Source organism: Planotetraspora sp. GP83, from assembly GCF_041262585.1.
Classification (GTDB): Bacteria; Actinomycetota; Actinomycetes; order Streptosporangiales; family Streptosporangiaceae; genus JAOEGB01.
On sequence record NZ_JBGCBZ010000005.1, the window covers coordinates 25,341 to 51,497 of the forward strand.

Genomic DNA, 26,157 nt, shown 5'->3' on the forward strand with positions numbered 1-26,157 from the left:
GGGCGTCGATCCGGAAGAGGAGAACCACGATGCAGTCCCGTATGCAGAACCCGGCCTTCATCCTGCCCGGCGCGATGCAGCCCATCCAGGAGCTCTTCAAGGCCGTGCACGCCGGTGGGGTGGACGGTCAGACGCTGGAGCTGGTGCATCTGCGGGTCAGCCAGATCAACGGCTGCAGTTCCTGCGTCGACGCGGGCACCAAGTCCGCTCGTAAGGCCGGAGTGAGCGACGAGCGGCTGGCCACGGTCGTCGCCTGGCGGGAGACCCCGTACTTCACCGAGGAGGAGCGGGCGGCGCTCGCGCTGGCCGAGGCCGCGACACGGCTGGCCGACCGTGCCGACGCGGTGAGCGACGAGGTCTGGGACAGGGCCGCCACCTATTTCGAGGAGAAGCAGTTGGCCGCGATCGTTCTGATGATCGGCGTCACCAACCTGTTCAACCGGCTCAACGCCACCACCCGGCAGATCGCCGGCGCATGGGGGTGAGCGGTGCGCGATCCCGGGTAGCGTGCTCGAACCCGTGGCCCGGGACCGCTCGCCTCATCGCCGCGACTCTCCGCGAAGCCAGAGCAGCCGCCACGGCGGCCGCCTTGCGAAACCGTCGTTCCTACCAAGATTCGCAGACAAGGAGATCTTCACCATGAACGAAACGCGGAAGGCCGCCAAGAGCACCACCGCAGCTGACAAGAAGTTCGACGGGTTCACCGACGAAGAACGAGCGGCGATGAAGGAGCACGCCCAGGAGCTGAAGACGGCCGCGCGCCGCGGCTCGCGCGCGACCAAAGCCGACGGAGAGCGCGACGTGCTCGCGAAGATCGCCGAGATGGCGGAAGCGGACCGGGTCATCGCCGAGCGGCTTCATGCCATCATCAAAGCCAGCGCGCCGGCCCTGTCGCCGAAACTCTGGTACGGGATGCCCGCCTACGCCAAGGACGGCAAGGTCGTCTGCTTCTTCCAAAGCGCGGAGAAGTTCAAGGCGAGGTACGCGACCCTCGGCTTCAACGACCCGGCGAACCTCGACGACGGCACCATGTGGCCGACCGCCTTCGCGCTGACGGAGTTGACCGCCGACGACGAGGCGAGGATCGGCACACTCGTGAAGCAAGCGGCGAGCTGAGGACTGCACTAGCCGTGACCAAGAGGTCCTCACGCGATGAGTTGAGGCGTCGCCCGCAGCTGAGGGCGCGGGCGAGCTTGAGGAAGGCATGAGGAAGGCTTCGTGGATGTCGGCGCGGACTTCCGAGCGGATGCGCGGGCGCCGGAAGGCGTGCAACAGGGCGAAGGTCTGCTCGGCAGCGTGGCGCTGTTTGCCCAGGCCGGAGCCATGTTCGGTGCCGCGGCGGACGATCAGCGGCCGGGGGCGGACGATGGCTCCGCGCTCCGCGTGTCCTCCACGCGGAGCCGGGGGATGGTCTCCGGGTACTTCTCGCGGATGAACGTGACGAGGTGCTCGCGGATGTCGCACCGCAGGTCCCAGGCGCTCGGCGAGTCCGCGGCACTCATCAGCGCGCGCAGCTCGACGAGCCCGGCCGGTGTGATGTCGGTGACCTGGAGGGTCCAGTCCTTCTGGTCCCAGAGCGGATTGGCCCGCAGAGCATGGTAGAGCTCCGTGCGCAGTTCCTCGACCGGAACGGACCAGTCCACTCGGAGGTAGACGCTGCCGAGGATCCGGGTCTCGTGCCGTGTCCAGTTCTCGAACGGGTTGGTGGTGAAGTAGGACACCGGGAGGATGAGCCGCCGCTCGTCCCACAGGCGGAGGGCCACGTAGGTGAGGGTCAGCTCCTCGATGCGGCCCCATTCGTCCTCGACGACGACCACGTCGTCGAGGCGGATGGCGTCGCTGAAGGCCAACTGCAGCCCGGCCAGCATGTTGCCCAGCGTGGACTGGGCCGCGACACCGGCCACCACTCCCGCGATCCCGGCGGACGCCAGGAGCCCCGCCCCGAGGGCCCGCACCTCAGGGAAGGTGAACAGCATGGCGCCCAGCGCGACGATCACCACAACGGCCGCCGACACCCGGCGGACCAGGGTGATCTGGGTGCGGATCCGGCGGGCCCGGCGGTTGCGCTCGCCCTGGACGTGCAGCAGGCGGTCCAGGACGACGTCGGTGACGGCGTAGGCCGCCTGGATGACGAGCCACGTCACGCAGGTGATCAGCAGCAGCGTGAACAGGTGCTGGAGAAGGCCGTGGGCCGCGGGAAGGGACATGTCGGGCGTGTAGACGGCGTTGGCGGTCACCAGCACGGCCGTGGCGAACCCCGGCCAGGTGCACCGGCGCACGACCGGGCCGGCGAGCGCCCATCGCTCCCCGATGAGTCGCGATTTCAGCGCTCGCCTGATCAGCTCCACCACGATGATCGCGGCGACGACGGCGATCGCCATGACTCCCCAATTCCATAGGGTTCCCGAATTCCACAGGGCTTCCGAATTCCACGCGGCCGACAGGACGGCGCCCCCCTTCGTCGTCATGGTGTTCCCTTTGCCCTCTTGAGGCGCTTTAGAACGACTCGTCGAAGCTGACGTCCCCCTCGACGGCCACCTGGTAGGCGGAGACCCTGCGCTCGAAGAAGTTCGCGAGCTCCTGGACGTCCTGGAGCTCCATGAAGGCGAACGGGTTGGCCGTGCCGTACCGGATGGGCAGGCCGAGCCGGGCGAGCCGCTGGTCGGCGACGTATTCGAGATACTGCCGCATCTGCTCCGCGCTCATGCCGTGCAGCCCGTCGCCGCAGAGGTCGCGGGCGAAGGCCAGCTCGGCGGCGACCGCCTCCTCGATCATCAGGGTGACCTGCTTGCCGAGGTCGTCGTCGAAGAGGCCGGGCTCCTCGCGCCGCACGGTGTCCACGACGTCGAAGGCGAACTCCATGTGCATGGACTCGTCGCGGAACACCCAGTTGGTCCCCGTGGCCAGGCCCCCGAGGAGGCCGCGGGAGCGGAGCCAGTAGACGTAGGCGAAGGCGCCGTAGAAGAACAGGCCCTCGATGCAGGCGGCGAAGCAGATCAGGTTGAGCAGGAACCGCCGCCGGTCGTCCCTGGTCTCCAGGCGGTCGAGCCCGTTGATCGAGTCGATCCACCGGAAGCAGAACTCGGCTTTGTCCCGGATCGAGGGGATGTGCTCCACGGCGGCGAACGCCTTGGCCCGCTCGTCGTGGTCGGGCAGGTAGGTGTCGAGGAGGGTCAGGTAGAACTGGACGTGGACCGCCTCCTCGAACAGCTGCCTGCTGAGGTAGAGCCGCGCCTCGGGGGCGTTGACGTGCTGGTAGAGGTTCAGCACGAGGTTGTTGGCCACGATCGAGTCACCGGTGGCGAAGAACGCCACGAGCCGGTTGATCAGATGCCGTTCGCCGTCGTCGAGCCTCGCCAGATCGGCCAGGTCGGAGTGGAGGTCCACCTCCTCCACGGTCCACGTGTTCCGGATCGCCGCGCGGAACCGCTCGTAGAACCCCGGATACCGCATGGGCCGCAGGGTCAGGTCCATCCCCGGATCGAGCAACATCATCTTTGTCACCTTCCTCTGGTGGTGATCATGCACAGGTTCCCGCGCATCCGGCATGACCTGCGCCAACCTCAATCGTGATCATGCAGAGGGTCCCGACCATGCAGGTCTACCGGCGCACGTGCCGTACGCGATCATGCACTGCCGGGCAGCTGCATGATCACGAATGGCGCACCCCCTGGGCACCCGGCGTTCACGGGAAGGCGTGCATGATCACGCGCACGGTCGGCGCAGGTCAGCCGGCCTTCGCGGGAATGTCTGCATGATCACGCGGAGTTATTGGCACGCTTCGCAGGTCTCGGGGCTTTCGAGGGAGCAGGCGATCGCCTCGGCGTCCACCGCCGGGGCGGACACCGTCGTCTGGGCGATCCGCGTCGCGGGGCGCGAACGCAGGTAATAGGTCGTCTTCAGGCCCGACCGCCACGCGTAGGCGTACATCGACGAGAGCTTGCCGATCGTCGGGGTGGCCATGAAGAGGTTCAGCGACTGCGCCTGGTCGATGTACGGCTGCCGCGCCGCGGCCAGGTCAATGAGCGCCTTCTGCGGCAGCTCCCAGGCGGTCCGGTAGAGCGCCCGGAGCTCCTGCGGGATGCCGGGGATGTCCTGCACGGAGCCGTCCGCCCGCTTGATGGCGTCGCGCATGGCCTGGGTCCACAGCCCCCGGGCCTGGAGGTCACGCACGAGATAGCGGTTGACCTGGAGGAACTCTCCGGAGAGAGTCTCCCGCTTGAAGACGTTCGACACCTGCGGCTCGATGCACTCGTAGCAGCCGGCGATGGACGCGATCGTGGCCGTGGGCGCGATAGCGATCATCAGCGAGTTCCGCAGGCCGGTCTCGGCGATCCTGGCCCGGAGCGCGGCCCACTCGCCGGGATGCAACGGCGAGCACGGGTAGTGGTCCAGGTGGAGCACGCCGTCCGAGGCCCTGGTCTCCTCGTACGACGGATGGCGCCCCCGCTCCGCCGCCAGATCGGCCGACGTGCCGTACGCCGCGAGCGCGATCTCCTCGGCGATCCTCGTCGACAGCGCCAGCGCCTCCGGCGAGTCGAACGGCAGGCGCAGCGCGAAGAACACGTCCGCCAGGCCCATCACGCCGAGCCCGACGGGGCGCCACCTCCGGTTGGCGGCCTCGGCCTCCGGCGTGGGATAGAAGCCGAGGTCGATCGTCCGGTCAAGGAACCGTACGGCGGTGCGCACGGTGGCGCGGAGCCGCGTCCAATCGAGATCCCCCGCGTCGAGGTGAGCGGCGAGGTTGACCGAGCCGAGGTTGCAGACGGCGGTCTCGGCGTCGCTCGTCACCTCGAGGATCTCGGTGCAGAGGTTGGACAGGTGGATGACGTTGCGCGGCAGCGCGGTCTGGTTCGAGGTGCGGTTGGCGGCGTCCTTGAACGTCATCCAGCCGTTGCCGGTCTGGGCGAGCGTCCGCATCATCCGGGCGTACAGCGCCCGCGCGGAGACCTGCCGCACGAACCGCCCGGAGTCCTCCAGCTCGCGATATTTCCGGTCGAAGTCGGCGCCCCACAGGTCGGTCAGCTCGGGCGTCTCCTTGGGGTCGAACAATGACCACACCCCGTCGGCCTCGACCCGGCGCATGAACTCGTCCGGCACCCAGTTGGCGAGGTTGAGGTTGTGCGTGCGCCGGGCGTCCTCGCCCGTGTTGTCCCGCAGCTCCAGGAACTCCTCGATGTCCGCGTGCCAGGTCTCCAGGTAGACGCAGGCCGCGCCCTTGCGGCGGCCGCCCTGGTTCACCGCCGCCACCGAGGCGTCCAGGGTCCGCAGCCACGGCACGATGCCGTTGGAGAGCCCGTTCGTGCCCCGGATGAGGGAGCCCCGCGACCGGACCCGGGTCCACGAGACGCCGATCCCGCCCGCGTACTTCGACAGCCGCGCCACCTGGGCGTACCGCTCGTAGATGCCCTCCAGCTCGTCGCGCGGCGAGTCGAGCAGGAAGCACGACGAGAGCTGCTGCCTGCGCGCGCCCGAGTTGAACAGCGTGGGCGAGCTGGGCAGGTACGTCAGCGTGGACATCAGGCGGTAGAGCTCCGCCGCCTCCGCGACCGCCGCCTCACCCACCGACGCCTCAGCCACCGACGCCTCACCCACCGAGGACGACAGCCCGCAGGCCACCCGCAGGAAGAAGTGCTGGGGCCGCTCCAGCACGCCGCGCGTGATCGGGTGCCGCAGCAGGTAGCGGTCGTAGACCGTCCGCAGGCCGAAGTACTCGAACCGGCCGTCCGCCTCCGGATCGATCAGCGCGTCGAGCTCCGCCGCGTTGGCCGCCACGAATCCGGCGATCCCGTCGTGCAGGAGCCCCGCCTCGTGCGTCGCGGCGACCGACTCCGAGAAGCTCCGCACCCCGTGCGCGGCCACGTCGTCCGCGATCAGGCTCCCCAGCAGCCGCGCCGCGACCTTGGAGTTCTCCGGGTCGGTGACGACCCCGGCCGCCGCCTCCTCGATCGCCAGCCACCGGCTCTGCCGCGGATCCGCGATCGTCGTCTGTGTCACGTGCTCTCCCTCGCGAACTCAAGAGCATCGCGAGACGGGCACACCTCGGCACGCGCACGGCGGCGCCGTGCCGTACCGCGGCGGACCCTCCCGCGAGGCCCGGCGGAGTGCGCGCGAGGTCCGCGCGCACGTCACCGGCAGGTCTTCGGACTCGCGGGCATCCGGTACGGCTCTCGCCCGCCGGTCCTAATGGCCGTCGCTTCCCAGGCGCGTCTCATCGCGCCCAGTGCTCAGTTGACGGCGGTCGTTCCCGCTCACCGCTGCGGGGCAGTCCCGGACTCCCACCGGGTTCCCTCTTGCCTCACCCTGGGGTGAACCAGCAACGTGTGGATCCTACATCTAGTGCCATGCGACGCAACAACCCCTACAGGTTGTGTCCGTCACAGCAGCCCCAGATCGCCGAGGACCCGCTTGGTACGGCCGGCCTCGCTGGTGAGCCACTGCCGGAAGTCGTCCCCGGCGAGGCACATCGGCGTCCAGCCGTTACGGGCGCACGCCCGCCGCCAGGAGGGCGAGCCGTCCACGGCCCGGCAGAGATCGAGCAGCGCGTCGCGCTCCCGGTCTCCCAGCGTGCCGGGGCCGAGCAGGCCGAACCAGTCGGCGTAGATGAGGCGCACCCCGGACTCGACCAGGGTCGGCGCGTCCACCCCCGCCAGGCGCTCCGGCGAGGAGACGGCCAGCGGCCGGAGCCGTCCGGCCGCGATGTGCCGGGCGACGTCCCCGTGGCCGCCGAACCCGATCGTCGCCCGGCCGTCCAGCATCGCGGCGACCGCCTGAGAGCAGTCTCCGAAGGAGGTGTAGTGAAGCAGCCGCAGGTCCACGCCGAGCCCCTGGGCGGTCAGACCGTAGAGCAGGTGGTCGGCCCCGCCCGGGGCCCCGCCCGCGACCTTGGCCCCGGACGGGTCGCGGAGCAGGGCGGCGGCGAAGTCGTCGAACGTCCGGAATCGGGAGTCCGGGGAGGTGACGAGCACCTCCCACTGACCGGCCAGCCGGGCGAGGGGCGAGGCGCCGACGGCGAAGGGCCGGGCGCGGTCCATCGCCGCGACGGCGATGAGGGCGGGATCCGCGACCATCAGGTCGCCTCGGCGTCCCGCCGCGACGAACCGCGCGACGGACGGCGTCCCACTCCCGCCGTCCCCCTGCCGGCTCCTGATGTTCACGCTGCGCGCCCACTTGCGGCCCTCGATGAGCGCCTTCAGCTCGCGGGCGAAGCCGTCGCACAGGTTCCCGGCGGACCCCGGGACGACGAGGGAGATGTCGCCCTGCGACGGCGGGCCGTCCGTCCCGCACCCGGCCGCGAGGGCCGCCACGCCCGCCCCCAGCACGAGAACCGCCCGGCGTCGCACGTCGGCACCTCCCCAGAAGCTCCCGATACGGACAGAGTACGGCTAATTACGCCATGTGACCATATTTCCGGCTTTGGGATTCGAACCCCCGATCAGGACTCGATCAGCACCGGCTCCTCGGTGATGCGGATCATGTCTCCGGGCTTGGTGAGCGTGCCGTCGAGGTGGCGGACGCTCGTCGCGCCGGGCGGCGGGACGGTGTCGGCCATGCCCGCGTCGGTCCACCTGATGACGGCGGGACGCGTTCCCCGGGCTCCCGCGATGGTGAACTCGCACTGCCAGACGTTCTCGGGCAGCGCGATGGGCAGGCCTCGCCCGCAGGCGCGGAGCCGGGCCCCCGACAGCCAGCGCTGCAGTTGCTCGACGGCCAGGGCGGCACGGGTGGGGGCGCCGCCCTCGGCCTGCAGCACGATGGGGATCTTCGTCCCGCCCCAGTTGTAGAAGTACATCCGGCGGAGGTTGTAGTTCGCGCCGTAGAGCCCGACGAGGTAGAACCGGGCGGCGTGGTCGACCGCCGCCTGGCTGTCGAGCGATCCCTGGAGCGGGATCTCGTACGTCGTGCCGGTGTTCCAGAGGGGCCGGTGCACACCGGCCTCGTGCATGGCCCGATCCACGAACCGGACGATCTCCAGCATCGTCTCGGGGGGATCCGCCGGGTGCCGCTGGAACAGCTTGATGCCCGCGGCGTCGCAGTACCGGTAGCCGCCGAGCATCGCGAAGCTCCGCAGCGCCTCGCGCGCCTTCGCCTCCCACAAGCGGCCCATCCCCGGGCACACGATGACCGCCCGCGGGTCGGCCTCCCTGATGATGCCGGCGGCCCGGCGGGTCATCTCCACGAGACTCCGCGGCGAGCCGTTGTAGAACCTGGGATCGTTGGCCAGCACCCACAGCTCGTAGGCCTCGATCCTCCCGCGGTACCGGGTCGCCACCGCCCGTACGAACGCGTCCCAGTCGGCCAGGTCGTCCGGACCGGCGGCGCGGGAGCCGTCGCTGTAGGGACCGAGCGGAGCGCCCGGAGCGGCCCACGCGGGAGCGGCGCCGAACACGTACAGCGGGGGCAGCCCGGCCTTGTCCGCGCCCGCCACCAGGCGGTCGAGCGTGGCCCAGTCGTACTCGCCGCGACGAGGCTGGATGTCCGCCCATCGGGTCGAGCTGTCCCAGAACCGCACGGCCCCGATCCGGAACCCGGGCATCGTGCCGGTGTTCGAGTTGAGGGTGACCCCGAACATCCTCGGGTCGACCGGCGTGGGCGCGTGAACCCAGCTCGGCCCGGAAATCCACTGCGGCGCGGAGACCCGCTGCGGCATGGAGACCTGCCGGTGGTCCGGCCCTCGCCCGGCCGCGGACGCGCTCGCCGCCACCCACACGAGCGTGAAGAGCAGGCCGGCCAGCCGCACCCACGGCATCCGGCGAGGCCTGGACGCAGGAGCGGCGGACGGCGGCGACGGTGCCAGTGCCGGTGCGGGTGCCGGTACGGCACTTGGCGGCGGCGCAGGTACGGCAGTTGGCGGCGATGACTCCACGGTGGGTGCCCGGCGCCGCTCGGTGTCGGCGGCGGCCCAGGCGGCCATCACCTCCTGGAGCTCCTTCGCGCTCGCCCCGCACTCTCTGGCGATGCGGACCACGATCGCGGCGTCGGGCGGCACGCTGCGGCCGTTGCAGTACCGGTGGAGCGTCGAGCCGCTGACGTAGGCCCCGCCGGCCAAGTCCTCGTAACTGCGCCCGCTGCGCTCCTTCAGTCTCCGAAGGAGGCGGGCGAACTCTTGCGCTGCCCCCGATCCGGCCACTGGAACCTCCTCACAGGGATTGCGGACGCGCAGCGGAAGTATGGCAGCGCGTCCCGAACAGCGGGTGAACACGCCGGTCAACCCGGAGACGGGCATCCCACCCATCCCAGATCGGGCGTGACTCCTTGTTGGGCGCGCAGGCGTCGGCCAGAGTCTGGACCGTAGATCACGCCATTAAGGGAGTCAGATCGATGCGCCGCACTCGCCTCGCCGCCCTGCTGGGCGCCGGCCTGCTGTTCGCCATGCTCCAGTTCCTCACCGCGTCGACCGCGCACGCCGACGACTGCAACAGCTTCGGCTGCGGGAAGCTCTACAACAGCTCTGGCCACACGGCCGTGGCCGCGTCGTTCGACCGCTCCGGCGGCTCGTGCCCGCCTCTCGCCAACCCAGGGCAGTACCCCCACTGCGGCACCTGCGACGTGCGGTCCGGGAGCAACTCGACCGATTCGTGCGGGTGGCTCTTCAAGGACACCGACGCGTTCACGTTCGACGGCACGAGCTTCGAGCACAACGGCCACACCTACAACCGGCACACCTACGTGCGGATCAACAACAACGGGACCGTCTACTGCACCCGCAACGCGCTGGGCTGGCCCAAGTGCTACGGCGGATGACCTCTTAGGGACCTTCAGGGGTCTCTTAGGGGTCTCCTAGGGGTCTCTTAGGGGTACGGCTCGCGCCGGCGCGGCGCGAGCCGTACCTCCTTCCGGACCCCGGGCTCACTCGACGGTGACGCTCTTGGCCAGGTTGCGCGGCCTGTCGACGTCACGGCCGAGCGCCACGGCGGCGTGGTAGGCGAAGAGCTGCAGCGGGATCGTGAGCAGGATCGGGTCGAGCTCGCTCTCGTTCTTCGGGATCACGACGCAGTCGTCGGCCGCGTCGGCGGTCCGGTGCCCGACCATCAGGATGCGCCCGTGCCTGGCCCGGATCTCGCCGAGCGTGGTGAGGTTCTTGTCGAGCAGCTCGTCGTCCGGGACGATCGCCACCGTCGGGAGCTCGGGGCTGATGAGCGCGAGCGGGCCGTGCTTGAGCTCGCTCGCCGGATACGCCTCGGCGTGGACGTACGAGATCTCCTTGAGCTTCTGGGCGCCCTCGCGGGCCACCGGGTAGCCCCTGACCCTGCCGACGAACATCATGCCGGGCGCGTCGGCGTACTTCATCGCGAGCGCCCTGATCTGCTCCTCCTGGGTGAGGATCTCCTTGATCTGCTCGGGCAGCTTCCTCAGCCCCTCGCAGATCCGCCTGCCGTCGGCAGGGGACAGGTCCCTGACACGGCCCAGGTGGAGGGCGAGCAGCGCGAACGCGACCGTGGTCGAGGTGAACGCCTTCGTCGAGGCGACCGACACCTCGGGGCCCGCGTGGAGGTAGACGCCGCCGTCGCACTCACGGGCGATCGCGCTGCCGACCGTGTTGACGATGCCGAGCACCCGGCCGCCCTTGCGCTTCAGCTCCTGGACGGCCGCGAGCGTGTCGTAGGTCTCCCCCGACTGGCTGATCGCGACGTACAGGGTGTCGGGCTCGACCACCGGGCTGCGGTAGCGGAACTCCGACGCCGGCTCCGCGTCGGCGGGGATGCGGGCCAGCTCCTCGATGAGCTGGGCGCCGATCTGGCCCGAGTAGTAGGCCGAGCCGCAGCCGATGATCTTCACGCGGCGGAACGAGCGGGACTCGCGCGGGTCCATGTTGAGCCCGCCGAGGTGGGCGATGTGGAACCGGGCGTCGATGCGGCCGCGCAGCGTGCGGGCGACCGTGTCGGGCTGCTCGGAGATCTCCTTGAGGAGATAGTGCTCGTAGCCGCCGTTGTCGTAGTGGCCGGCGTCCCAGTCGACGGTGAACGGCTCCTTCGCGGTCTCCCGCGCGTCGCTCGTGAACGTGTGGAAGCCGTCCGCCTTCAGGACCGCGAGCTCGCCGTCCTCCAGGTGGACGACCTGCCGGGTGTAGCGGATCAGCGCGGCGACGTCGGACGCCGCGAACATCTCCTTCTCGCCGATCCCGAGGACGATCGGGCTGCCGTTGCGGGCGACCACGATCTCGCCGGGCCGCTGCGCGTCCACGACCGCGATGCCGTACGTGCCGACGACGCTCTTCAGCGCCCTGCGGACCGCCTCCTCCAGCGACTCGGTCTCCTTGACGGTGCGCCCGATCAGGTGGGAGAGGACCTCGGTGTCGGTCTCGCTCTCGAAGACGACCCCGTCGGCCTCCAGGCGGCGGCGCAACTCGTCGGCGTTCTCGATGATGCCGTTGTGGACGACCGCGATGCGCTGCTCGTGGTCGAGGTGGGGGTGTGCGTTGACGTCGCTCGGGGCCCCGTGCGTGGCCCAGCGGGTGTGCCCGATGCCGAGCGTGCCCTTGAACCGGGACGGTACGGCTGCCGCCAGGTCGGCCACCCGGCCCTTGACCTTGCGCGTCCTCAGGCTCTTGGAGTTGACGACGGCGAGGCCCGCCGAGTCGTAGCCGCGGTACTCAAGGCGCTGGAGTCCTTCGAGCAGGATGGGCGCCGCGTCCTGTGGCCCGACGTAAGCGACGATTCCGCACATATCCGCTCCTATCCGTAAACAATCCGGCGGAGCTGGCGCAGGGACAGCTCCGGTGCCGCGACACGCCTTCCCGAAAGCTCGGCGGAGATCCTTGGAAAGATCTCGTCGTTGGTGAACCCCCTCAACTTGAGCTCGCCATGGCGCCGCCGCACGTACTCGTCGACGGGCTCGCCGAAATACGCCAGAACGTCGGCGACCACACGTGCCGCCTCACCGGGGCCGAGCATGGTGGTCCTGGTGAGATGACCGATCAGATCCTCGAAGGGATGCCGTGCCGTGGACACAGAGCAGGACCCTAACGCAGCGCAGATGCCGACTATCAAGTTTCCTGCCCGTATTCGGGCAGGATCAGTCGCGAAGTGATGCCACCCCCGGGTATGGAAGGACACGTCCTTCCGGAGCGGATCTTGGTCTGCTCGTTGCCCCGGGCCGACCGAGGGACCGCTAGAGTGGTCGAGCGCCTGGTGGAGTGGCCGAGAGGCGAGGCAGCGGCCTGCAAAGCCGCGTACACGGGTTCAAATCCCGTCTCCACCTCTGACGGACCGGCGCGGGCACACCGCCGGATCCGCTAAAGTAAGTCATGCGTCGCCGGGGATTCACCCGGACGACAACGCGGAAGTGGCTCAGTGGTAGAGCATCACCTTGCCAAGGTGAGGGTCGCGGGTTCGAATCCCGTCTTCCGCTCGCGGTCGCATCAAGCCACGATGCAGCAGGCACGGACGATTAGCTCAGCGGGAGAGCGCTTCCCTGACACGGAAGAGGTCACTGGTTCAATCCCAGTATCGTCCACTCAAGAAGTCCCAGGTCAGCGATCTGGGACTTTCTGCTTTCCAGGTCGACCATGGACGTCCTAGGAAAACGGTCAGACCGGCTTGTCCCGCTCGATCAGGTTCCGCAAGGCGCGGTCGAGTCTCGCCTGCGCGCCTCCGGGGTGAGCGCCTGCAGCAGGTCCGGCACTTATCCGATTGATCTCCTTATGCGATATGTCCAGGATTCGACCATGACGTCGATGCCATCCAACAGATTCGCGCCGGAGATCCTCGACTACTACCTCCAGGGCCGTGAGGACGGCCGCCTCCGGAGCGGCAGGAACAGGCTGGAGTTCTGGCGCACCCAGGACGTACTCCGCCGCCTCCTGCCGCCCGCCCCCGCGCAAATCCTGGACGTGGGCGGCGGCAGCGGCATCCACGCGGAATGGCTGGCCGCCACCGGTCATCAGGTCGAGCTGATCGATCCGATCCCACTCCACGTCGAGCAGGCTTCCCGGCTGCCCGGCGTCACGGCCCGGCTCGGTGACGCCCGGCGCCTCGACGTCCCGGACTCCTCAGTCGACGTCGTCCTGCTGCTCGGCCCGCTCTACCACCTGATCGACCGTGCCGACCGGATCACCGCGCTGACCGAGGCCCGGCGGGCGGTACGTCCGGGCGGGCTCGTCATCGCCGCCACCATCGCCCGCTGGGCCGCCGTCCACGACATGATCCGCCTGGGCCTCTACCAGGATGAGCAGGTACGGCAGGCGGCCGACCAGGCGGCCCGCACCGGCGTCCTGCCCGACAACGGCGACATCGGGTTCACCACCGCCTACTTCCACGACCCCCAGGAAGTCCTCGGCGAGTTCGCCGACACCGGACTGCCCGGCGCCACGCAATACGCCCTCGAAGGAGTCTTCGCCCTGTACGCCGAGGACTGGCTCGACGACCCCGCACGACGCACCCTGCTACTCGACGTGGCCCGCCGTACCGAGAACGACCCCGCTCAGCTCGGCTTCGGCCACCTGCTGACCACGGCACGTACGTGAAGACCTTTGAGCCAGTGCGGCATCAGCGTCCCTTCCTCCCGCCGGGGAGTGCGTCATTCACCAGCAGTTGGCCTCGTACGTTCCAGTCCGGGCTACGAGCTCAGGCGGGCGCTGACCTGACGGCCCAGGTCACGCGTGACGTCCAAATTTCCGGCCCTCCGGCGACCGCATCACCGATCATCTCGGCCAGGCTCCGGCTCGTCCGGCGGCGGGTCGTCCTGACCACGCCCTCGGCCATATCCCGGCCGCGCAACTCGGCCCACACCGCCAGGTACTCCTGCCACCGGGCACCGTCGTGTGGTCCGCACTTCTGCCACCGGCCGCAGCCACCCTCATCCTCGACCGAGTCGGGGACGACGCTTAAGCGCTCCCATCGACGCGAACTTCAGGCGGGGTCGGGGAGTTCGGGGCGGGGGCGGCGGACGGGGGTCGCCGTGGCGGACAGGGCGATGGCCAGGCAACCGACCCCGGCGACCGTGCACACGGCCGCGACACCGTAGCGACTGGCCGCCCAGGTGAGCAGTGCCGCGCCGAGCGGCCCGAGGGCCGAGTGGACGGTCCAGAACGCCGACGTGACCCGTCCCAGCAGGTGGTCGGGGGTGACCTCCTGCCGTAAGGACATGGAGGAGATCCCGGCCGCGCCCGTCGAGAAGAGGTAGGCCGTCGCAAGCACCGCGACCATGGGGACGTTCGGGGCGAGCCCGAGGAAGAAGACGGCGAGCCCGCACAGCGCGTAGGACCCGATCCAGGCCATGCCGAACCCGAACGTCTTACGGACCGGCGTTATGAGGAGGGCGGCCGCGACGGTCCCGGTCGTCGCCACCGCGAGCACATATCCGGCGACGTTGTCGGGCTGCCCGAGGTCATGCTTGAGGTGGTAGATCAGCACGTCCGGCAGGCCGTAGGTGACGAAGGTGAGGAACGACAGCAGCACGGTCAGGGCCCGCAGGACCGGATGCCGCCACAGGAACCGCGCGCCCACCAGGAAGTCCCGCCACGCCGTCGCAGGTGCGGCCGGCGTGACCCTCGCGCGCGGGCGGACGAAGCAGAGGCCGATGGCGGAGACGGCGAAGCTTCCCGCGTCTATCGCGATCGCGGCGGCGGGGCCGAACGCCGCCGAGAAGGAGTCGCCCACGACCGAGAGCGTCTGGGCGCCCAGGAACAGGGTGAAGCCGCGATTCCCCCACAAGGACCGGGAGGTTCCCTCTGCCGTGTCGTCCGCCAACCGGCCTCCGTTCCCCGTGGAGAGATCTTCCCCGCGACACCGTAGGCGCCCCTCGCCGGGTGGCACAACGGCTGTTCGCTACCAGGCGAGCCCGGATACCGGGCGCTCCCCGTGCCAGACCGCCCGCTGCGGTAACCGCAGGTCGGGCAGGTCGCCGGGGTAGCGCGCAGGCACGACCTTCACGCCGTCGAGCCCGGCGGGGAGATCGACGCGAATCAGTCGGTCCGGCGAGGCGTTCCCGCATTCCGCGACGTCGCTGTGCGTGCCCACCAGCAGGTGCCGCCCTGAGGAATCAAGCGCGACGGAGGCGACGGATCCGCAGCCGGACGCGAAAGCCGTACCGAGCGGCTTCCTCGCGCCGACGCCGTAGACGATCACTCTCTGGTCGTACGGCTGGAATTCATCGCCATCGACGACGATCGCCAGGTCCGCGCCGGGGGTCAGCAGGGCGCCATCGATCGCGAGGTCCTTCGCCGAGAGGTACGGCTCGCGCGGCAGGAGGCTCCCGGCGGCGCTCCTGGTGTCGAGGGACAGCAGCCCTGGCAGGTGCCCGCGGCCCGCGCTGCCTCGGAACACGAGCGTCGAACGGTCCGACCATTCCAGGCCGAGGGTCCCTTCGCCGGAACTCTCCGATGTGTGCTCCCCGGGAGCCGACCACTCGCGCGCCGGGTCGAGGACGCCGACGACGGTCGTCGACGAGACTCCATGTCGTCAGGCCGGCCGCGAGCCACCACCAGAACAGCGGGTACGGCTGGCGCCCCCGTGCGGGAGGCAGGGGCGGCGGTGGGGGAGGCGCGGATGCGGGAGGCACGGTGGGGGAGGCCTTCGTAGTGATCAAGACTTAAGGCCACGCACCATATCAAGAGGCGACGACAAGAGCCTGTGGGGCGGCGTGTCTCATTCTGGTGCGAAGCCACAGCAACTGGACGGCGGTGTCGCCCCCGCAGTGGCGCACGACCTCCAGCAGTTCCTCGTCCCGGGCGCCCTGTGCCCCCTGCGCGACGATCGACCAGGCGATCTCGCATTCGGTCGCCAGGAGGTAGACGTCGTGCAGGTCGCGCAGCAGCCCGAGACAGCCTGGCCGCGTGCCGGAGAAGAGCGCGGAGTGCAGCCGCTCGGGCTCCTCGGAGGCTCCGGCCGAGTAACGCCGGACGAACGGCTCCAGCCGCCTCGCCTGCTCCCCGCACTGTACGGCCAGGCGCTCGCAGACGCCGTACATGTCGGGCTCGTGCGGGTGGCCGCGCCTGATCTCGCGGAACGCCTCGGCCAGCGCGTTCTCGGAACGGTGGAGCAGCCGCAGGTAGTGGGCGAGGTGCATCGGTCACACCTCCTCTAGCCGTTCGGAGCCCTTGAGGGACCCGAGGTCCTCCGCCACGCCCCCTGCCCCGTCGCCCGCGCCGGACACCTTCGTGACCCGGACGGCGGCGACGTTGAAGATCGGCTGTTTGGAGACCGGGTCCCAGCCCGTGACCGTCAGCTCGTCCGCGGCCCGCGCCGTGTCAGAGTGAAACGGCATGAAGACGACGCCGGGCCGCGTTCCGCGCACACGGGCGGGCGCCTCCAGGGCCGAGTGCCGCGACTCCACCCGGACGAGGTCGCCGTCGCCGATGGCCAGCGCGGCGGCGTCTTGGGGGTTCACCTCCACCCAGGGCTCCCGGTCCGCGTGGCCGGGCTCGGGCGCCGGGGACGGGAACCGGCAGACGGGCCGGCCGGTGACGAACAGCAGCGGATAGCCCTCCCCCGTCACCTCCGCGGAGGGCCGGTAGTCGGCCGCGTGGAGGAAGGCGCGGCCGCGCGGGTCCTTCGCGCGGTAGCGTTCCACCCCCCACTCGGCGCCCGTGGCCAGGTCGTACCCGTACGTCTGGCACTCGGACGGGTCCGTGGCGAACCGTCCCCCGGCGTACAGGCGCTCGGTGCCGTGCGGCGTCGACGGCGTGCAGGGCCACTGGATGCCGCTGCCGCCGCGCAGCCGGTCGTAGGTGATGCCGGTGTAGTCGCACGGGCGGCCCTTCGAGCAGGCCTTCCACGCCTCGAAAGCCGACTCGGGGTCGTGCCATCGGATCAGCGGTGCGCCGTCCCGGTCGCGGAAGTCCATCCGGCGGGCGTAGTCGAGGAAGATGTCGAGGTCGGAGCGGGCGTCGCCGGGCGGCTCCACGGCTTTCTCGCAGATGTGCACCGTGCGGTCGGCGCCGGTGAGGGTGCCGAGCTTCTCCCCCCACGTCGCGGCCGGGAGCACAACGTCGGCGAGCCGCGCGGTCTCGGTCAGGAACAGGTCCTGGACGACGACGAACAACTCCTCCCCAGCGAGGGTCCGGCGGACCCGGTCGAGGTGCGGGAGCGAGACCGCCGGGTCGGCCGCCGCGATCCACAGCAGCTTGATCGAGCCCTCCTCGGCGTACCGGAAGATCTGCAGGGCGTGGGTGGGCGGCCCCGCGAGGGGGTCGACGTTCCAGAGCGCCGCGAGGTCGCGCACGTGCTCGGGGTTCTCCCAGTTGCGCATTCCGGGGAGGTCGCCCCCCGTGCCGGTCTCCCGCGCGTTGTGCGCGGACGGCTGCCCCGCCATCTGGAAGACGCCGGCCCCCGGCCGGCCGAGCATGCCGCGCAGCAGGTGGAGGTTGTTAACCTGGCAGGCCGCGGCGGTCGCCTGGTTGGACTGGTAGAAGCCCCGCAGCACGCTCGACACCAGCCGCTCGCACGAGCCGAGGATCTCGGCGGCCTGCTCGATCAGCCCCGCGGGGACGGCGCAGATGTCGGCGGCCCGCTTGGCGGGATAGGCCTCCACGACCCGGCACAGCTCCGCGAAGCCGACGGTGTGGTTCCCGACGTAGGCGGCGTCGTACCAGTTGTTCGCGATCAGCTCGTGGAGGAGGGCGTTCATCAGCGCCACGTTCGTGCCGGGACGGACGGCGAGGTGCACGTCGGCCTCCCGGGCCACCGGAGTGTCGTCCGGATCGACGGCGATCATCGCGGGCGGCCGCGGCCCGTGGCGGCGGTCGAGCATCCGCTCCCACAACACCGTGTGGGTGTCGGCCACGTTGTGGCCCCACAGCGCGATCGCGTCGCAGTGGTCGACGTCCGTGAAGGAGCCGGGCTGCCCGTCGGCCCCGAAGCTGGCTTTGAGCGCGGCGGCCGCGGTCGCCGCGCAGACGCGGGTGTTGCCGTCCAGGTGCGGCGTGCCGATCCCGGCCCTCGCCAGGACGGCGAGGGTGTAGTGCTCCTCGAGGAACAGCCGCCCGCTGGTGTAGAAGCCGAACCGGCCCCAGCCGCCGGGCGCTTCGAGCAGCTCCTTCGAGCGGGCGACGACCCGCCCCATGGCGGTGTCCCAGTCGGTCTCCACCAGCTCGCCGCCCTCCCTGACCAGTGGGCGGGTCAGCCGGGCTCGTTCCCAGCGGCCGCAGGTCTCCTTGGGGTCGAGCCTGCCATGGTTGACCCGGTCGGCGGCCCGGCCGCGCAACCCCACGACGCGGCCGTCCCTGACCGCGAAGTCGAGCGCGTCGCCTCCGGAGTGCAGGAAGGAGACGCCCTGCGCCCACGCGTCGGCGTCGGCCTCGGTGAGGCCGTCGTCCAGTAACGTGTCCACTCTCACGGGCCAGGGACTGCCGAGGCCGAGCTCGGCGGGCAGCGCGTCCCGGAGGCGTCCCGGCAAGGCCGCGGCCAGCCGTTCCACCCCGCCGGGAGGTCCGTACGGCGTGCGCCGCCCCCAGGGGTCGGCGATCGGGTCCGGCACCTGGCACCTCCCCGGTCACATGATGTGCACGACGCTCCCCGTACCCCGCGGCGCGCCTCCGGGCACGGAAGGCGACCGAACTGACGGGTTTCTTTTCGGATACTTTCCATGGCGAGTTGATGCCTTTGTCCGCCTCATGTACGGCGCTTGATCTGTAAAGTACGTTTACCGATGGATGTAGATGGATGTAGGCGCGGCTGAGTGAGGGCGTCAGTGTGGGTTCCACGCCTCTCGTAGGACGGCAGAACGCGCTGTCCGCGCTGGGGAACGCCCTCACCGCGAGCCTCCGAGACGGCTTCCAGTTCGTCACGCTGGTCGGCGACCCGGGAGCCGGCAAGACCCGGCTCCTCGGCGAGCTGGTGACGATGGCCGGCGAGCGGGGCTTCACCGCGCTGTGGGGCCGCGCCGCCGAGTTCGAGCAGGTCATGCCGTTCAGCGCGCTGGTCGACGCGCTCGACGACCACCTCGACGCGCGGCGTGAGGACATCGCCGACGCGGTCGGAGCCGCGCAGGCGGGCCTGCTGGCCGGTGTCTTCCCCGCGCTGGCGACCGGGGAGGAGCGTCCCGGCGCCGACCGCAGCGGCCTGGTCCGCTACCGGCTCTACCGCGCGTTGCGGCAGATGGTGGACCTGCTCGCCGGGCCGTCGGGGCTCGTGCTGATCCTCGATGACGTCCACTGGGCCGACGACAGCTCGATGGAGTTCCTCGACCACATCATCCGGCACCCGCCGGCGAGGCCGGTGCTCGTGGCGGCCGCCTACCGCCCGGCCCAGGCCCCGCCGCGGCTGGCCACGCTCACCACGACGGCCGCCACGCGCGGCCACGAGGTCGTCGTCGGACCGCTCGGCCCGGCCGAGGTCGAGGAGTTCCTCGGGCCGAGCGTCAGCCGCACCCGGAGCCGGGCGCTCTACGAGGCGAGCGCGGGAAACCCGTTCTACCTCGAGGCCCTGGCGCGGATGGGCCACACGGACGTGGCTGAGCTGCCGCCCACGGTGCTCGCCGCGCTCCAGGTCGAGCTGGGCGACCTCTCCCCCGACGCCCTGCTCGTCGCGCAGGCCGCGGCGGTGGCGGCCGACGAGTTCGAGCCCTCCATGGCCGCCGTCGCCGCAGAGGTGCCCGCCACGACCGCGCTGGCGGCGCTCGACGAGCTGGTGGAGCGCGACATCGTCCGGGCGAGCGGAGGCCGGTTCCGGTTCCGCCACCCGCTCGTACGGCGGGCCGCCTACGAGTCGGCGGCGGCGGGCTGGCGGCTGGCGGCCCACGCCCGGATCGCGGCCCACCTGGCGCGGCTCGGCGCTCCGGCCACCGCGCGGGCGCACCACGTCGAGCACTCCGGGTCCTTCGGCGACCTGGACGCCGTCGGGGTGCTGGTCACGGCGGCCCGCGCGGTCACCACGCACGCGCCCGCGACCTCGGCCCACTGGCTGCAGGCGGCGCTGCGCCTGATGCCCGGCGACGCCGCGACGCGGGAGGAGCGCCTGGCCCTGCTAATGGAGCTGAGCTGGGCGCAGGGCGTCAGCGGCAGGCTGGCGGACGGGCGCGACACCGCCCGGGAGCTGCTGCGCCTGCTCCCGGAGGACGACTACCCCCGCCGGGCACGGGCGGCGCGGCTGTGCGCGCTGATGGAGCGGCAGCTCGACCGTCCGCACGAGGCCCGCGCGCTCCTGCTGGACGAGCTGAGCCGCATGCCGAACCCCCGGGCCGCGGCCGCGGTGCCGCTGCGGATGCGGCTGGTCGCCGAGAGCATGATGCGGGTCGACTTCCGGGCGGCCCAGGCGGTGCTCGACCTGATGCCGGACACGGCCGAGGACTGGGAGCCCGGCCTCGAGGTGGCGGTGGCCGCGCTGCGGCCCATGCCGGCCTTCGCCGCCGGGCGGACGGCCGAGGCGCTCCGCTACGCCGAGAGGGCCGACCGGCTGATCAACACGGCGCCCGACGACCATCTCTCCGAGTGGCTCGACGCCATCGCGTGGCTGTGCTGGGCGGAAAGCAGCCTCGGCCGGTACGGCGACGCCCTCCGGCACTTCGACCGTGCGGCGGCCGTGGCCCGCTCGACCGGCCAGAGCTACATCCTGACCAACCTCCTCGCGGGCAGGGCCAGGACGCTGGTGACGATGGGACGGCTGGACGCGGCGATGGTCACCGCGGAGGAGTCCGTCGAGGGCGCGCGGTTGCTCGACTCCGGCCAGCAGCTCGTCTTCGCGCTCACCCAGGTCTGCCTCGCCGCGTCATGGGCGGGCGACGACGACACGGCGATCGGCGCGGGGAACGAGGCGGTCCAGCGCGGAGTCGGCGGGGGCGAGGTCTGGGAGGCCATCGCCCGCTACGCCAGGGGCCAGGCACTGATCAACGCCGGGCGGCTGGAGGAGGGCGCGGACGCCGTGCTCGACGCGTGCAACGGGTTCGAATCGCCGCGGCTGGACCGGGCGACGCTCCTGCTGTCGTGCGAGACGCTGGCGCAGGTCGCGGCGGCGCGTGGCCACACGGTCGAGTCGATGGCGTGGGCGGCGCGGGCGGTCCAGCTCGACGACCCGGCGCTGCCCGCCTTCGCCGGGCTCGTGCCGCTCGCCCGGGCCCACGCGCTGCGCGCCAAGGAGCCCGCGTCAGCGGCGGCGGCCGCCGCCGAGGCGGCCGAGCTGCTGGCCGCCGCCGATCGGCGGCTCGACGCGGGCCGGGCGCTGCTCGTCGCCGGGCTGGCCCACCAGGAGGCGGCCGACAAGGCGCGGGCCAGGGAGCGGCTCAAGGCCGCCGCCGACGTCTTCGGCACGTGCGGGGCGGGCAACCTCAAGACGCAGGCCGAGCGCGCGCTTCGCCGCCTCGGCGTCCGGGTGACCGCCGGCGGGGACGCCTCGCGGCTCGGGCTGTCGCCCCGCGAGATGGAGGTGGCCCTGCTGGTCGCGGACGGCCTGACGAACCAGCAGGTCGCGCAGCGGCTGTTCCTGAGTGTGCGGACTGTCGAGACGCACCTGTCCCGCATCTTCGCCAAACTGGAGGTCTCCTCCCGGGTGGGCGTGGCGACCGCGCTCAACCGCCGTGACTGAAGGAGCGGCGGTACACGGCGGGACATGTACGAGTTTTCCACGATGGTGCCGCCACCGGAGGTATTGGGATCGTTAGCCCCGGGAGGGCGATCAGATGGAACACCGAATACCCCGGTTCACGCTCGACGGCGTGCGGGAAGCCGAGGTGTCGGTCCATCCGTTCGCCACCGAGGACGAGCTCGGACTGACGCTGACCCGGTTCCGCCGGGCCGGCTTTCCGGCGGTGGGGTCGCCGGACGACGTCGTGCTGCTCGTCCACGGCCTGACCTCGTCGAGCGACATGTTCATCATGCCGGAGCACGTCAACCTGGTCAGGTTCCTGCACGACAGCGGGTTCGGCGACGTGTGGGCGCTCGATTTCCGGATGAGCAACCGGTTCCCGTACAACGTCGAGACACGCAGGCACACGCTGGACGACATCGCCCAGTACGACCACCCGGCAGCACTGCGTGAACTCCGCCGCCACGTGGGGGCGCGGCGGATTCACGTGGTGGCCCACTGCCTGGGGTCGGTGTCATTCCACATGAGCCTGTTCTCCGGCGCGGTCGACGGGATCGCCAGCCTGGTCGCCAACAGCGTGGGGCTGACGCCCCGGGTGAGCCGCTGGGCCAGGCTCAAGCTAGCCGCCGGACCCGCGCTGCTGGAGTACGGCACGGGCCTGCCGTACCTGGACCCGCGGTTCAGGGACGCGCCGCCGCTCACCCGGCGGTGGCTGCTGGCGCGGGCCGTCTCGCTGTTCCACCCGGAGTGCGGCGAGGCGGCCTGCCACATGCAGAGCTTCATGTGGGGCAGCGGCAGGCCCGCGATGTACCGGCACGGCAACCTGCGGCCGGAGACCCATGTCCATGAGAGGCTGGCCGACCTGAACGGCGCCTGCGACGTGAACTACTACCGGCACGTCCGCAAGATGGTCGCGGCCGGGCGGGTGGTGAAGTTCGACCCGGGCGAGCCGCGGCACGCCGCCCTGCCGGACGACTATCTCGCGAACGCCGCCGATGTCGGCACGCCGATCCTCTACATGACGGGCGACCGCAACGACGTCTTCACCGACTCGAACATCTTCTGCCACGAGGTCATGTGGAAGGCCGCGCCGGGGCTGCACGAGCTGCGGGTCCTTCCGGGTTACGGGCACATCGACCCGCTGATCGGCAAGGACGCCCACCTGGACGTGTTCCCGCACATCCTCGACTTCCTCAAGCGGCACTGAGAACGGCGGGGACATGGAACACGTCGACGTGGTCGTGGTCGGCTCGGGGTTCGGCGGCGCGGTGACGGCCTACCGGCTCGCCGAGGCCGGGCTGTCCGTGGTGGTGCTGGAGCGGGGCAGGCCGTACGCGCCGGGCTCGTTCCCGCGCGGCCCCGCCCAGCTCGGCCAGGCCTTCTGGGACCCGGACGAGGGCCTGTACGGCATGTTCGACGTCTGGAGCTTCCGCGACTGCGACTCCGTGGTGTCGAGCGGCCTCGGCGGGGGCTCGCTCATCTACGCGAACGTGCTGCTCCGCAAGGACGAGGAGTGGTTCGTCCACGAGGAGGCCATGCCGGGCGGCGGCTACGAATCGTGGCCGGTCGGGCGCGCCGACCTCGATCCGCACTACGACGCGGTCGAGCGCATGATCGGCGTCTCGCCGTACCCGCTGGACCGGCCGGCCTACGGCGACACCCTCAAGACGCTCGCGATGCGGGACGCCGCCGCCGAGCTCGGGCTGGACTGGCGGCTGCCGCCGCTGGCGATCAGCTTCGCGCCGTCCCCCGGAGCGGAGCCCGGCCTGGGCCTGCCGATCGCCGATCCCGAGTACGGCAGCGCGCACGGCGTGCCCCGCCGTACGTGCCGGTTGTGCGGGGAGTGCGACATCGGCTGCAACGACGGCGCGAAGAACAGCCTGGACCACACCTACCTGGCGGCGGCCCGGCGCGGTGGCGCGGACCTGCGCACGCTGCACGAGGTGCGGGCCATCCGGCCGAACGTGGGCGGGGGCTACGACGTCGACTACGTGGAGCACATGCCCCCCGGGCCGAGGCGGACGGGCCCGCACACGATCAGCTGCGACCGCCTCGTCCTCGCGGCCGGGACGTACGGAACGTCGCACCTGCTGCTGCGCAACCGGGAGGCGTTCCCCGGCCTCAGCGAGACGCTCGGGACGCGGTTCTCGGGGAACGGCGACCTGCTCGCGTTCCTGCTCAGGGCCAGGGACCGCACCCGGACCCGGCCCATCAACGCCAGCCGGGGGCCGGTCATCACGAGCGCGATCCGGCTGCCGGACGGCGCCGACGGCCGGGGGGCCTACATCGAGGAGGGCGGCTACCCCGCGTTCGTCGACTACCTCGTCGAGGGCGCCGACCTGGGGAGCGAGCTCGGCCGGGCGGCGAGGTTCGTGCTCGAACGGCTGCGCGGCCTGCTGACGCACGACACCAACCTGTCGGCGGAGATGGCCGGGCTGATGGGCAGGGGCGAGCTGTCGGGCAGCTCGCTGCCGCTGCTCGGCATGGGCAGGGACGTCCCGGACGGGGAGCTGCGGCTGCGCGACGGGCGCCTCGACGTGGTGTGGAACGCCGGGACCAGCGAGGAGTACTTCGACCGGCTGCGCGCCACCATGCGGCGGATCAGCCACGTGCTGGGGGCGGACTACGCCGACAGCCCGTCGTGGCGGCGGAAGAGGGTCATGACCGTGCATCCGCTGGGCGGGACGCCGATGGGCCGCCACTCCGGTGAGGGCGTGTGCGACGCCTACGGCGAGGTCTTCGGCTTCCCCGGCCTGTACATCGCCGACGGCGCGGCCCTGCCCGGCCCGGCGGGCGCCAACCCGGCGCTCACGATCGCCGCGCTGGCCGACCGGATGTGCACCCGCATGCTGGAGAACCGGGAATCCACCGCTCGGTCCGCCCCTGTGTCCGCCCCTGTGTCCGCCCCTGTGTCCGCCCCTGTGTCCGGCCCTGTGTCCGCCGTCGACTCGGCGTGCGCTCCCGGGGACCGCACATCCCTGTGGTTCGTCGAGGAGATGCGGGGCCTGCTCGGCGGCGACTTCGCGTTCCGGCTCACCATCACGGCCGACGACGTCCACCGCTTCCTCTCCGAGCCCGAGCACGAGGCACGGGCCGAGGGATGGATCGACGCCGCGATCTGCGGGGGCCGGCGTCCGGTCGCGCGGGGCTGGTTCAACCTCTTCTCGCCGGGAGGGTCGCCCGGCCGCAGGGAGATGCGCTACCGGCTGCATTTCCGGGATGGGGACGACCGGCCGCTCACCCTCGCGGGGTGGAAGGACGTCCACCACGGGCCCCCGACGCGGCTGTGGCTGGACACCTCCACGTTGCACGCCCGGCTGCTGGAGGGGCACGTCGAGGAGGGCGCGGAGGAGGCGGAGGAGAAGGTGATCGCCGAGGGGACGCTGCGCATCCTGCCGTCCGACCTCGCGAAGACGCTGACGACCTTCCGTACGGCCGGCCCGGACGGCGCCGCCGCCCTCGCCCGGTTCTGCCGGTTCTTCCTCGGCGAGCTGTGGGAGGTCTACCGGCCGCGCCAGGGGTCGTAGTCGACTTCGAGGGGCTCCTGGGCCGGGCGTTCGGCCTCGGGGACGTGCTGGAGGTTCACCCGGATCCGCGTCCACGCGGAGCTGCGACCGCGCATCGAGTCGACCAGGACGTCGGCCGGTTCCAGCCGCCCCGCCACCTCGGGATGCCGGGTCTTCCACCGCTCGAACCCCGCCATGGCCTCGTCCCGCGTCTCGGCGCGGGCGATCTCGATCAGCGGCATGACGGGCTTGCGCCGTCCCTCCCCCTTGGGCGCCCGGGGTCGCGGCTCCTGTGAATCGGCCAGCTCCAGCAGGGCCTCCAGCGAGCCCGCCTCGTCCTCCATGGCCGCCCAGGGGTCCCCGATCTCGGCGTACCGCTCCGGCACGGTGTCCATCGTGAACTCATCGGGACGGCGGCGCTCCGCCTCGTCCCACGTGAGCGGCGTGGAGACCAGGCCGGTGGGCCGTACGGAGTAGGCAGAGGCGACCGTGCGGTCCCGGGCGTTCTGGTTGTAGTCCACGAAGACGCCCTGGCGCTCCTCCTTCCACCACCGGCTGGTGGCGATCCCGGGCGCGCGGCGCTCGACCTCGCGGGCCACGGCCTCGGCGGCCCGCCGTACGTCGCGGAACGTCCAGCGCGGCTCGATCCGGGCGTAGACGTGGAAGCCGCGGGAGCCGGACGTCTTGGGCCAGGCGGTCAGCCCGTGCCGCTCCAGCACGTCCCTGGCCACGGACGCGACGCCGACGATCTGGTCCCACTCGACGCCGGGCACCGGGTCGAGGTCGATCCGCAGCTCGTCGGGGTGGTCGAGGTCCCCGGCGCGGACGGGATGCGGGTTCAGGTCGACGCAGCCGAGGTTCACCGTCCAGAGGAGGGCGGCGACATCGCGGATCACCACCTCGTCGGCCGTGCGGCCGGAGGGGTAGCTCAGCTCGGCGACCTCGATCCAGGCGGGCCGCTTCGACGGGGCCCGCTTCTGGAAGAACGCCTCCTGGTCCACCCCGTGGACGAAGCGCTTGAGGATGACCGGCCGGCCGTCCACTCCGCGCAGCGCCCCCTCGGCGACGGCCCGGTAGTAGGCGACGAGATCGCCCTTGGTGTGCCCGGTGCGCGGGAAGACCACCCTGTCAGGGTTGGTGATCCGCACTTCCCTGCCGTCGGCCTCCAGCGTCATGCCGCCACGATACGCCTG

The 26,157-nt window shown here is 71.2% G+C and carries 19 protein-coding genes, 3 tRNA genes, 1 pseudogene and 1 riboswitch; of the genes and pseudogenes, 10 read left to right on the forward strand and 13 right to left on the reverse strand.

The features are described 5' to 3' along the window. Positions 1-29 precede the first annotated feature (29 nt). Positions 30-485, forward strand: a complete 456-nt coding sequence (locus ABH927_RS08765; RefSeq protein ID WP_370019725.1) for a carboxymuconolactone decarboxylase family protein — start codon at positions 30-32, stop codon at positions 483-485. Between the two features lie 154 nt (positions 486-639). Next, positions 640-1,116, forward strand: coding sequence for an iron chaperone (locus ABH927_RS08770; protein ID WP_370019727.1), 477 nt, complete (start codon positions 640-642; stop codon positions 1,114-1,116). 90 nt (positions 1,117-1,206) lie between these two features. On the opposite strand, the pseudogene ABH927_RS08775 reads toward ABH927_RS08770, so the two are convergent. From ABH927_RS08775 to ABH927_RS08800, 6 genes and pseudogenes are all read right to left on the reverse strand, one after another. Then, positions 1,207-1,356 (reverse strand): annotated as a pseudogene (locus ABH927_RS08775) (IS5/IS1182 family transposase); the annotation flags it as partial. Further along, complete coding sequence (locus ABH927_RS08780) at positions 1,347-2,468, reverse strand: mechanosensitive ion channel family protein (protein WP_370019729.1); 1,122 nt, start codon at positions 2,466-2,468, stop codon at positions 1,347-1,349. The gene ABH927_RS08780 and the pseudogene ABH927_RS08775, both read right to left, overlap by 10 nt. 28 nt (positions 2,469-2,496) lie before the next feature. Further along, a complete protein-coding gene (locus tag ABH927_RS08785; protein ID WP_370019731.1) occupies positions 2,497-3,495 on the reverse strand; it encodes a ribonucleotide-diphosphate reductase subunit beta in 999 nt (332 codons plus the stop codon). A gap of 273 nt (positions 3,496-3,768) precedes the next feature. Then, positions 3,769-5,997, reverse strand: coding sequence for a ribonucleoside-diphosphate reductase subunit alpha (locus ABH927_RS08790; RefSeq protein WP_370019733.1), 2,229 nt, complete (start codon positions 5,995-5,997; stop codon positions 3,769-3,771). Between the two features lie 118 nt (positions 5,998-6,115). Then, positions 6,116-6,333, reverse strand: a riboswitch (cobalamin riboswitch). A gap of 44 nt (positions 6,334-6,377) precedes the next feature. Further along, positions 6,378-7,343 (reverse strand): Bug family tripartite tricarboxylate transporter substrate binding protein, encoded by a 966-nt coding sequence (locus ABH927_RS08795; protein WP_370019735.1) that lies wholly within the window; start codon positions 7,341-7,343, stop codon positions 6,378-6,380. Positions 7,344-7,435: 92 nt separating this feature from the next. Beyond that, entirely contained in the window at positions 7,436-9,130 is a 1,695-nt protein-coding gene (locus tag ABH927_RS08800) for a helix-turn-helix domain-containing protein (protein ID WP_370019736.1), read from the reverse strand. Between the two features lie 191 nt (positions 9,131-9,321). On the opposite strand from ABH927_RS08800, the gene ABH927_RS08805 reads away from it, so the two are divergent. Continuing rightward, positions 9,322-9,744: a hypothetical protein gene (locus tag ABH927_RS08805; RefSeq protein WP_370019738.1), complete on the forward strand. Its 423-nt coding sequence runs from the start codon at positions 9,322-9,324 to the stop codon at positions 9,742-9,744. Positions 9,745-9,849: 105 nt separating this feature from the next. Here ABH927_RS08805 and glmS read toward each other — a convergent pair whose 3' ends face one another. Next, positions 9,850-11,667, reverse strand: coding sequence for a glutamine--fructose-6-phosphate transaminase (isomerizing) (gene glmS / locus ABH927_RS08810; protein WP_370019740.1), 1,818 nt, complete (start codon positions 11,665-11,667; stop codon positions 9,850-9,852). Positions 11,668-11,675: 8 nt separating this feature from the next. Continuing rightward, positions 11,676-11,894 (reverse strand): hypothetical protein, encoded by a 219-nt coding sequence (locus ABH927_RS08815; RefSeq protein WP_370020220.1) that lies wholly within the window; start codon positions 11,892-11,894, stop codon positions 11,676-11,678. Between the two features lie 236 nt (positions 11,895-12,130). Here ABH927_RS08815 and ABH927_RS08820 point away from each other — a divergent pair. From ABH927_RS08820 to ABH927_RS08835, 4 genes are all read left to right on the forward strand, one after another. Beyond that, positions 12,131-12,201 (forward strand) — tRNA-Cys (locus ABH927_RS08820). Positions 12,202-12,279: 78 nt separating this feature from the next. Further along, positions 12,280-12,351: transfer RNA gene (locus tag ABH927_RS08825), tRNA-Gly, on the forward strand. A gap of 33 nt (positions 12,352-12,384) precedes the next feature. Beyond that, positions 12,385-12,456: transfer RNA gene (locus ABH927_RS08830), tRNA-Val, on the forward strand. 220 nt (positions 12,457-12,676) lie between these two features. After that, a complete protein-coding gene (locus tag ABH927_RS08835; RefSeq protein ID WP_370019742.1) occupies positions 12,677-13,465 on the forward strand; it encodes a class I SAM-dependent methyltransferase in 789 nt (262 codons plus the stop codon). Positions 13,466-13,850: 385 nt separating this feature from the next. Here the strand turns inward: ABH927_RS08835 and ABH927_RS08840 are convergent, their stop codons facing one another. From ABH927_RS08840 to ABH927_RS08855, 4 genes are all read right to left on the reverse strand, one after another. Beyond that, positions 13,851-14,654 carry an MFS transporter gene (locus tag ABH927_RS08840; protein ID WP_370019743.1) on the reverse strand — a complete coding sequence of 268 codons (804 nt, stop codon included), beginning with the start codon at positions 14,652-14,654 and terminating at the stop codon, positions 13,851-13,853. Between the two features lie 114 nt (positions 14,655-14,768). Continuing rightward, positions 14,769-15,266, reverse strand: a complete 498-nt coding sequence (locus tag ABH927_RS08845; RefSeq protein WP_370019745.1) for a hypothetical protein — start codon at positions 15,264-15,266, stop codon at positions 14,769-14,771. Positions 15,267-15,549: 283 nt separating this feature from the next. After that, positions 15,550-16,008 (reverse strand): hypothetical protein, encoded by a 459-nt coding sequence (locus ABH927_RS08850; protein ID WP_370019747.1) that lies wholly within the window; start codon positions 16,006-16,008, stop codon positions 15,550-15,552. Between the two features lie 3 nt (positions 16,009-16,011). Then, on the reverse strand, positions 16,012-18,417 hold the full coding sequence (locus ABH927_RS08855) for a molybdopterin oxidoreductase family protein (protein WP_370019749.1): 2,406 nt from the start codon (positions 18,415-18,417) through the stop codon (positions 16,012-16,014). Positions 18,418-18,632: 215 nt separating this feature from the next. On the opposite strand from ABH927_RS08855, the gene ABH927_RS08860 reads away from it, so the two are divergent. From ABH927_RS08860 to ABH927_RS08870, 3 genes are all read left to right on the forward strand, one after another. Continuing rightward, the gene (locus tag ABH927_RS08860) at positions 18,633-21,458 is read left to right on the forward strand and encodes an AAA family ATPase (protein WP_370019750.1); all 2,826 of its coding nucleotides are present in this window, start codon (positions 18,633-18,635) and stop codon (positions 21,456-21,458) included. A gap of 94 nt (positions 21,459-21,552) precedes the next feature. Then, positions 21,553-22,665 carry an alpha/beta fold hydrolase gene (locus ABH927_RS08865; RefSeq protein ID WP_370019752.1) on the forward strand — a complete coding sequence of 371 codons (1,113 nt, stop codon included), beginning with the start codon at positions 21,553-21,555 and terminating at the stop codon, positions 22,663-22,665. A gap of 13 nt (positions 22,666-22,678) precedes the next feature. After that, a complete protein-coding gene (locus ABH927_RS08870; protein ID WP_370019754.1) occupies positions 22,679-24,985 on the forward strand; it encodes an FAD-dependent oxidoreductase in 2,307 nt (768 codons plus the stop codon). Here ABH927_RS08870 and ligD read toward each other — a convergent pair. Continuing rightward, the gene (gene ligD / locus ABH927_RS08875) at positions 24,961-26,139 is read right to left on the reverse strand and encodes a non-homologous end-joining DNA ligase (protein WP_370019756.1); all 1,179 of its coding nucleotides are present in this window, start codon (positions 26,137-26,139) and stop codon (positions 24,961-24,963) included. The two genes, ABH927_RS08870 and ligD, sit on opposite strands and share 25 nt — an antisense overlap. Between the last annotated feature and the right edge of the window lie 18 nt (positions 26,140-26,157).

Excerpts from the sequence above, each read along its gene's own strand:
- ABH927_RS08765 (WP_370019725.1), top strand. The coding sequence starts at position 30 with ATGCAGTCCCGTATGCAGAACCCGGCCTTCATCCTGCCCGGCGCGATG.
- ABH927_RS08770 (WP_370019727.1), top strand. The coding sequence starts at position 640 with ATGAACGAAACGCGGAAGGCCGCCAAGAGCACCACCGCAGCTGACAAG.
- ABH927_RS08780 (WP_370019729.1), bottom strand. The coding sequence starts at position 2,468 with ATGACGACGAAGGGGGGCGCCGTCCTGTCGGCCGCGTGGAATTCGGAA.
- ABH927_RS08785 (WP_370019731.1), bottom strand. The coding sequence starts at position 3,495 with ATGATGTTGCTCGATCCGGGGATGGACCTGACCCTGCGGCCCATGCGG.
- ABH927_RS08805 (WP_370019738.1), top strand. The coding sequence starts at position 9,322 with ATGCGCCGCACTCGCCTCGCCGCCCTGCTGGGCGCCGGCCTGCTGTTC.
- glmS (WP_370019740.1), bottom strand. The coding sequence starts at position 11,667 with ATGTGCGGAATCGTCGCTTACGTCGGGCCACAGGACGCGGCGCCCATC.
- ABH927_RS08815 (WP_370020220.1), bottom strand. The coding sequence starts at position 11,894 with ATGCTCGGCCCCGGTGAGGCGGCACGTGTGGTCGCCGACGTTCTGGCG.
- ABH927_RS08835 (WP_370019742.1), top strand. The coding sequence starts at position 12,677 with ATGCCATCCAACAGATTCGCGCCGGAGATCCTCGACTACTACCTCCAG.
- ABH927_RS08850 (WP_370019747.1), bottom strand. The coding sequence starts at position 16,008 with ATGCACCTCGCCCACTACCTGCGGCTGCTCCACCGTTCCGAGAACGCG.
- ABH927_RS08865 (WP_370019752.1), top strand. The coding sequence starts at position 21,553 with ATGGAACACCGAATACCCCGGTTCACGCTCGACGGCGTGCGGGAAGCC.
- ABH927_RS08870 (WP_370019754.1), top strand. The coding sequence starts at position 22,679 with ATGGAACACGTCGACGTGGTCGTGGTCGGCTCGGGGTTCGGCGGCGCG.
- ligD (WP_370019756.1), bottom strand. The coding sequence starts at position 26,139 with ATGACGCTGGAGGCCGACGGCAGGGAAGTGCGGATCACCAACCCTGAC.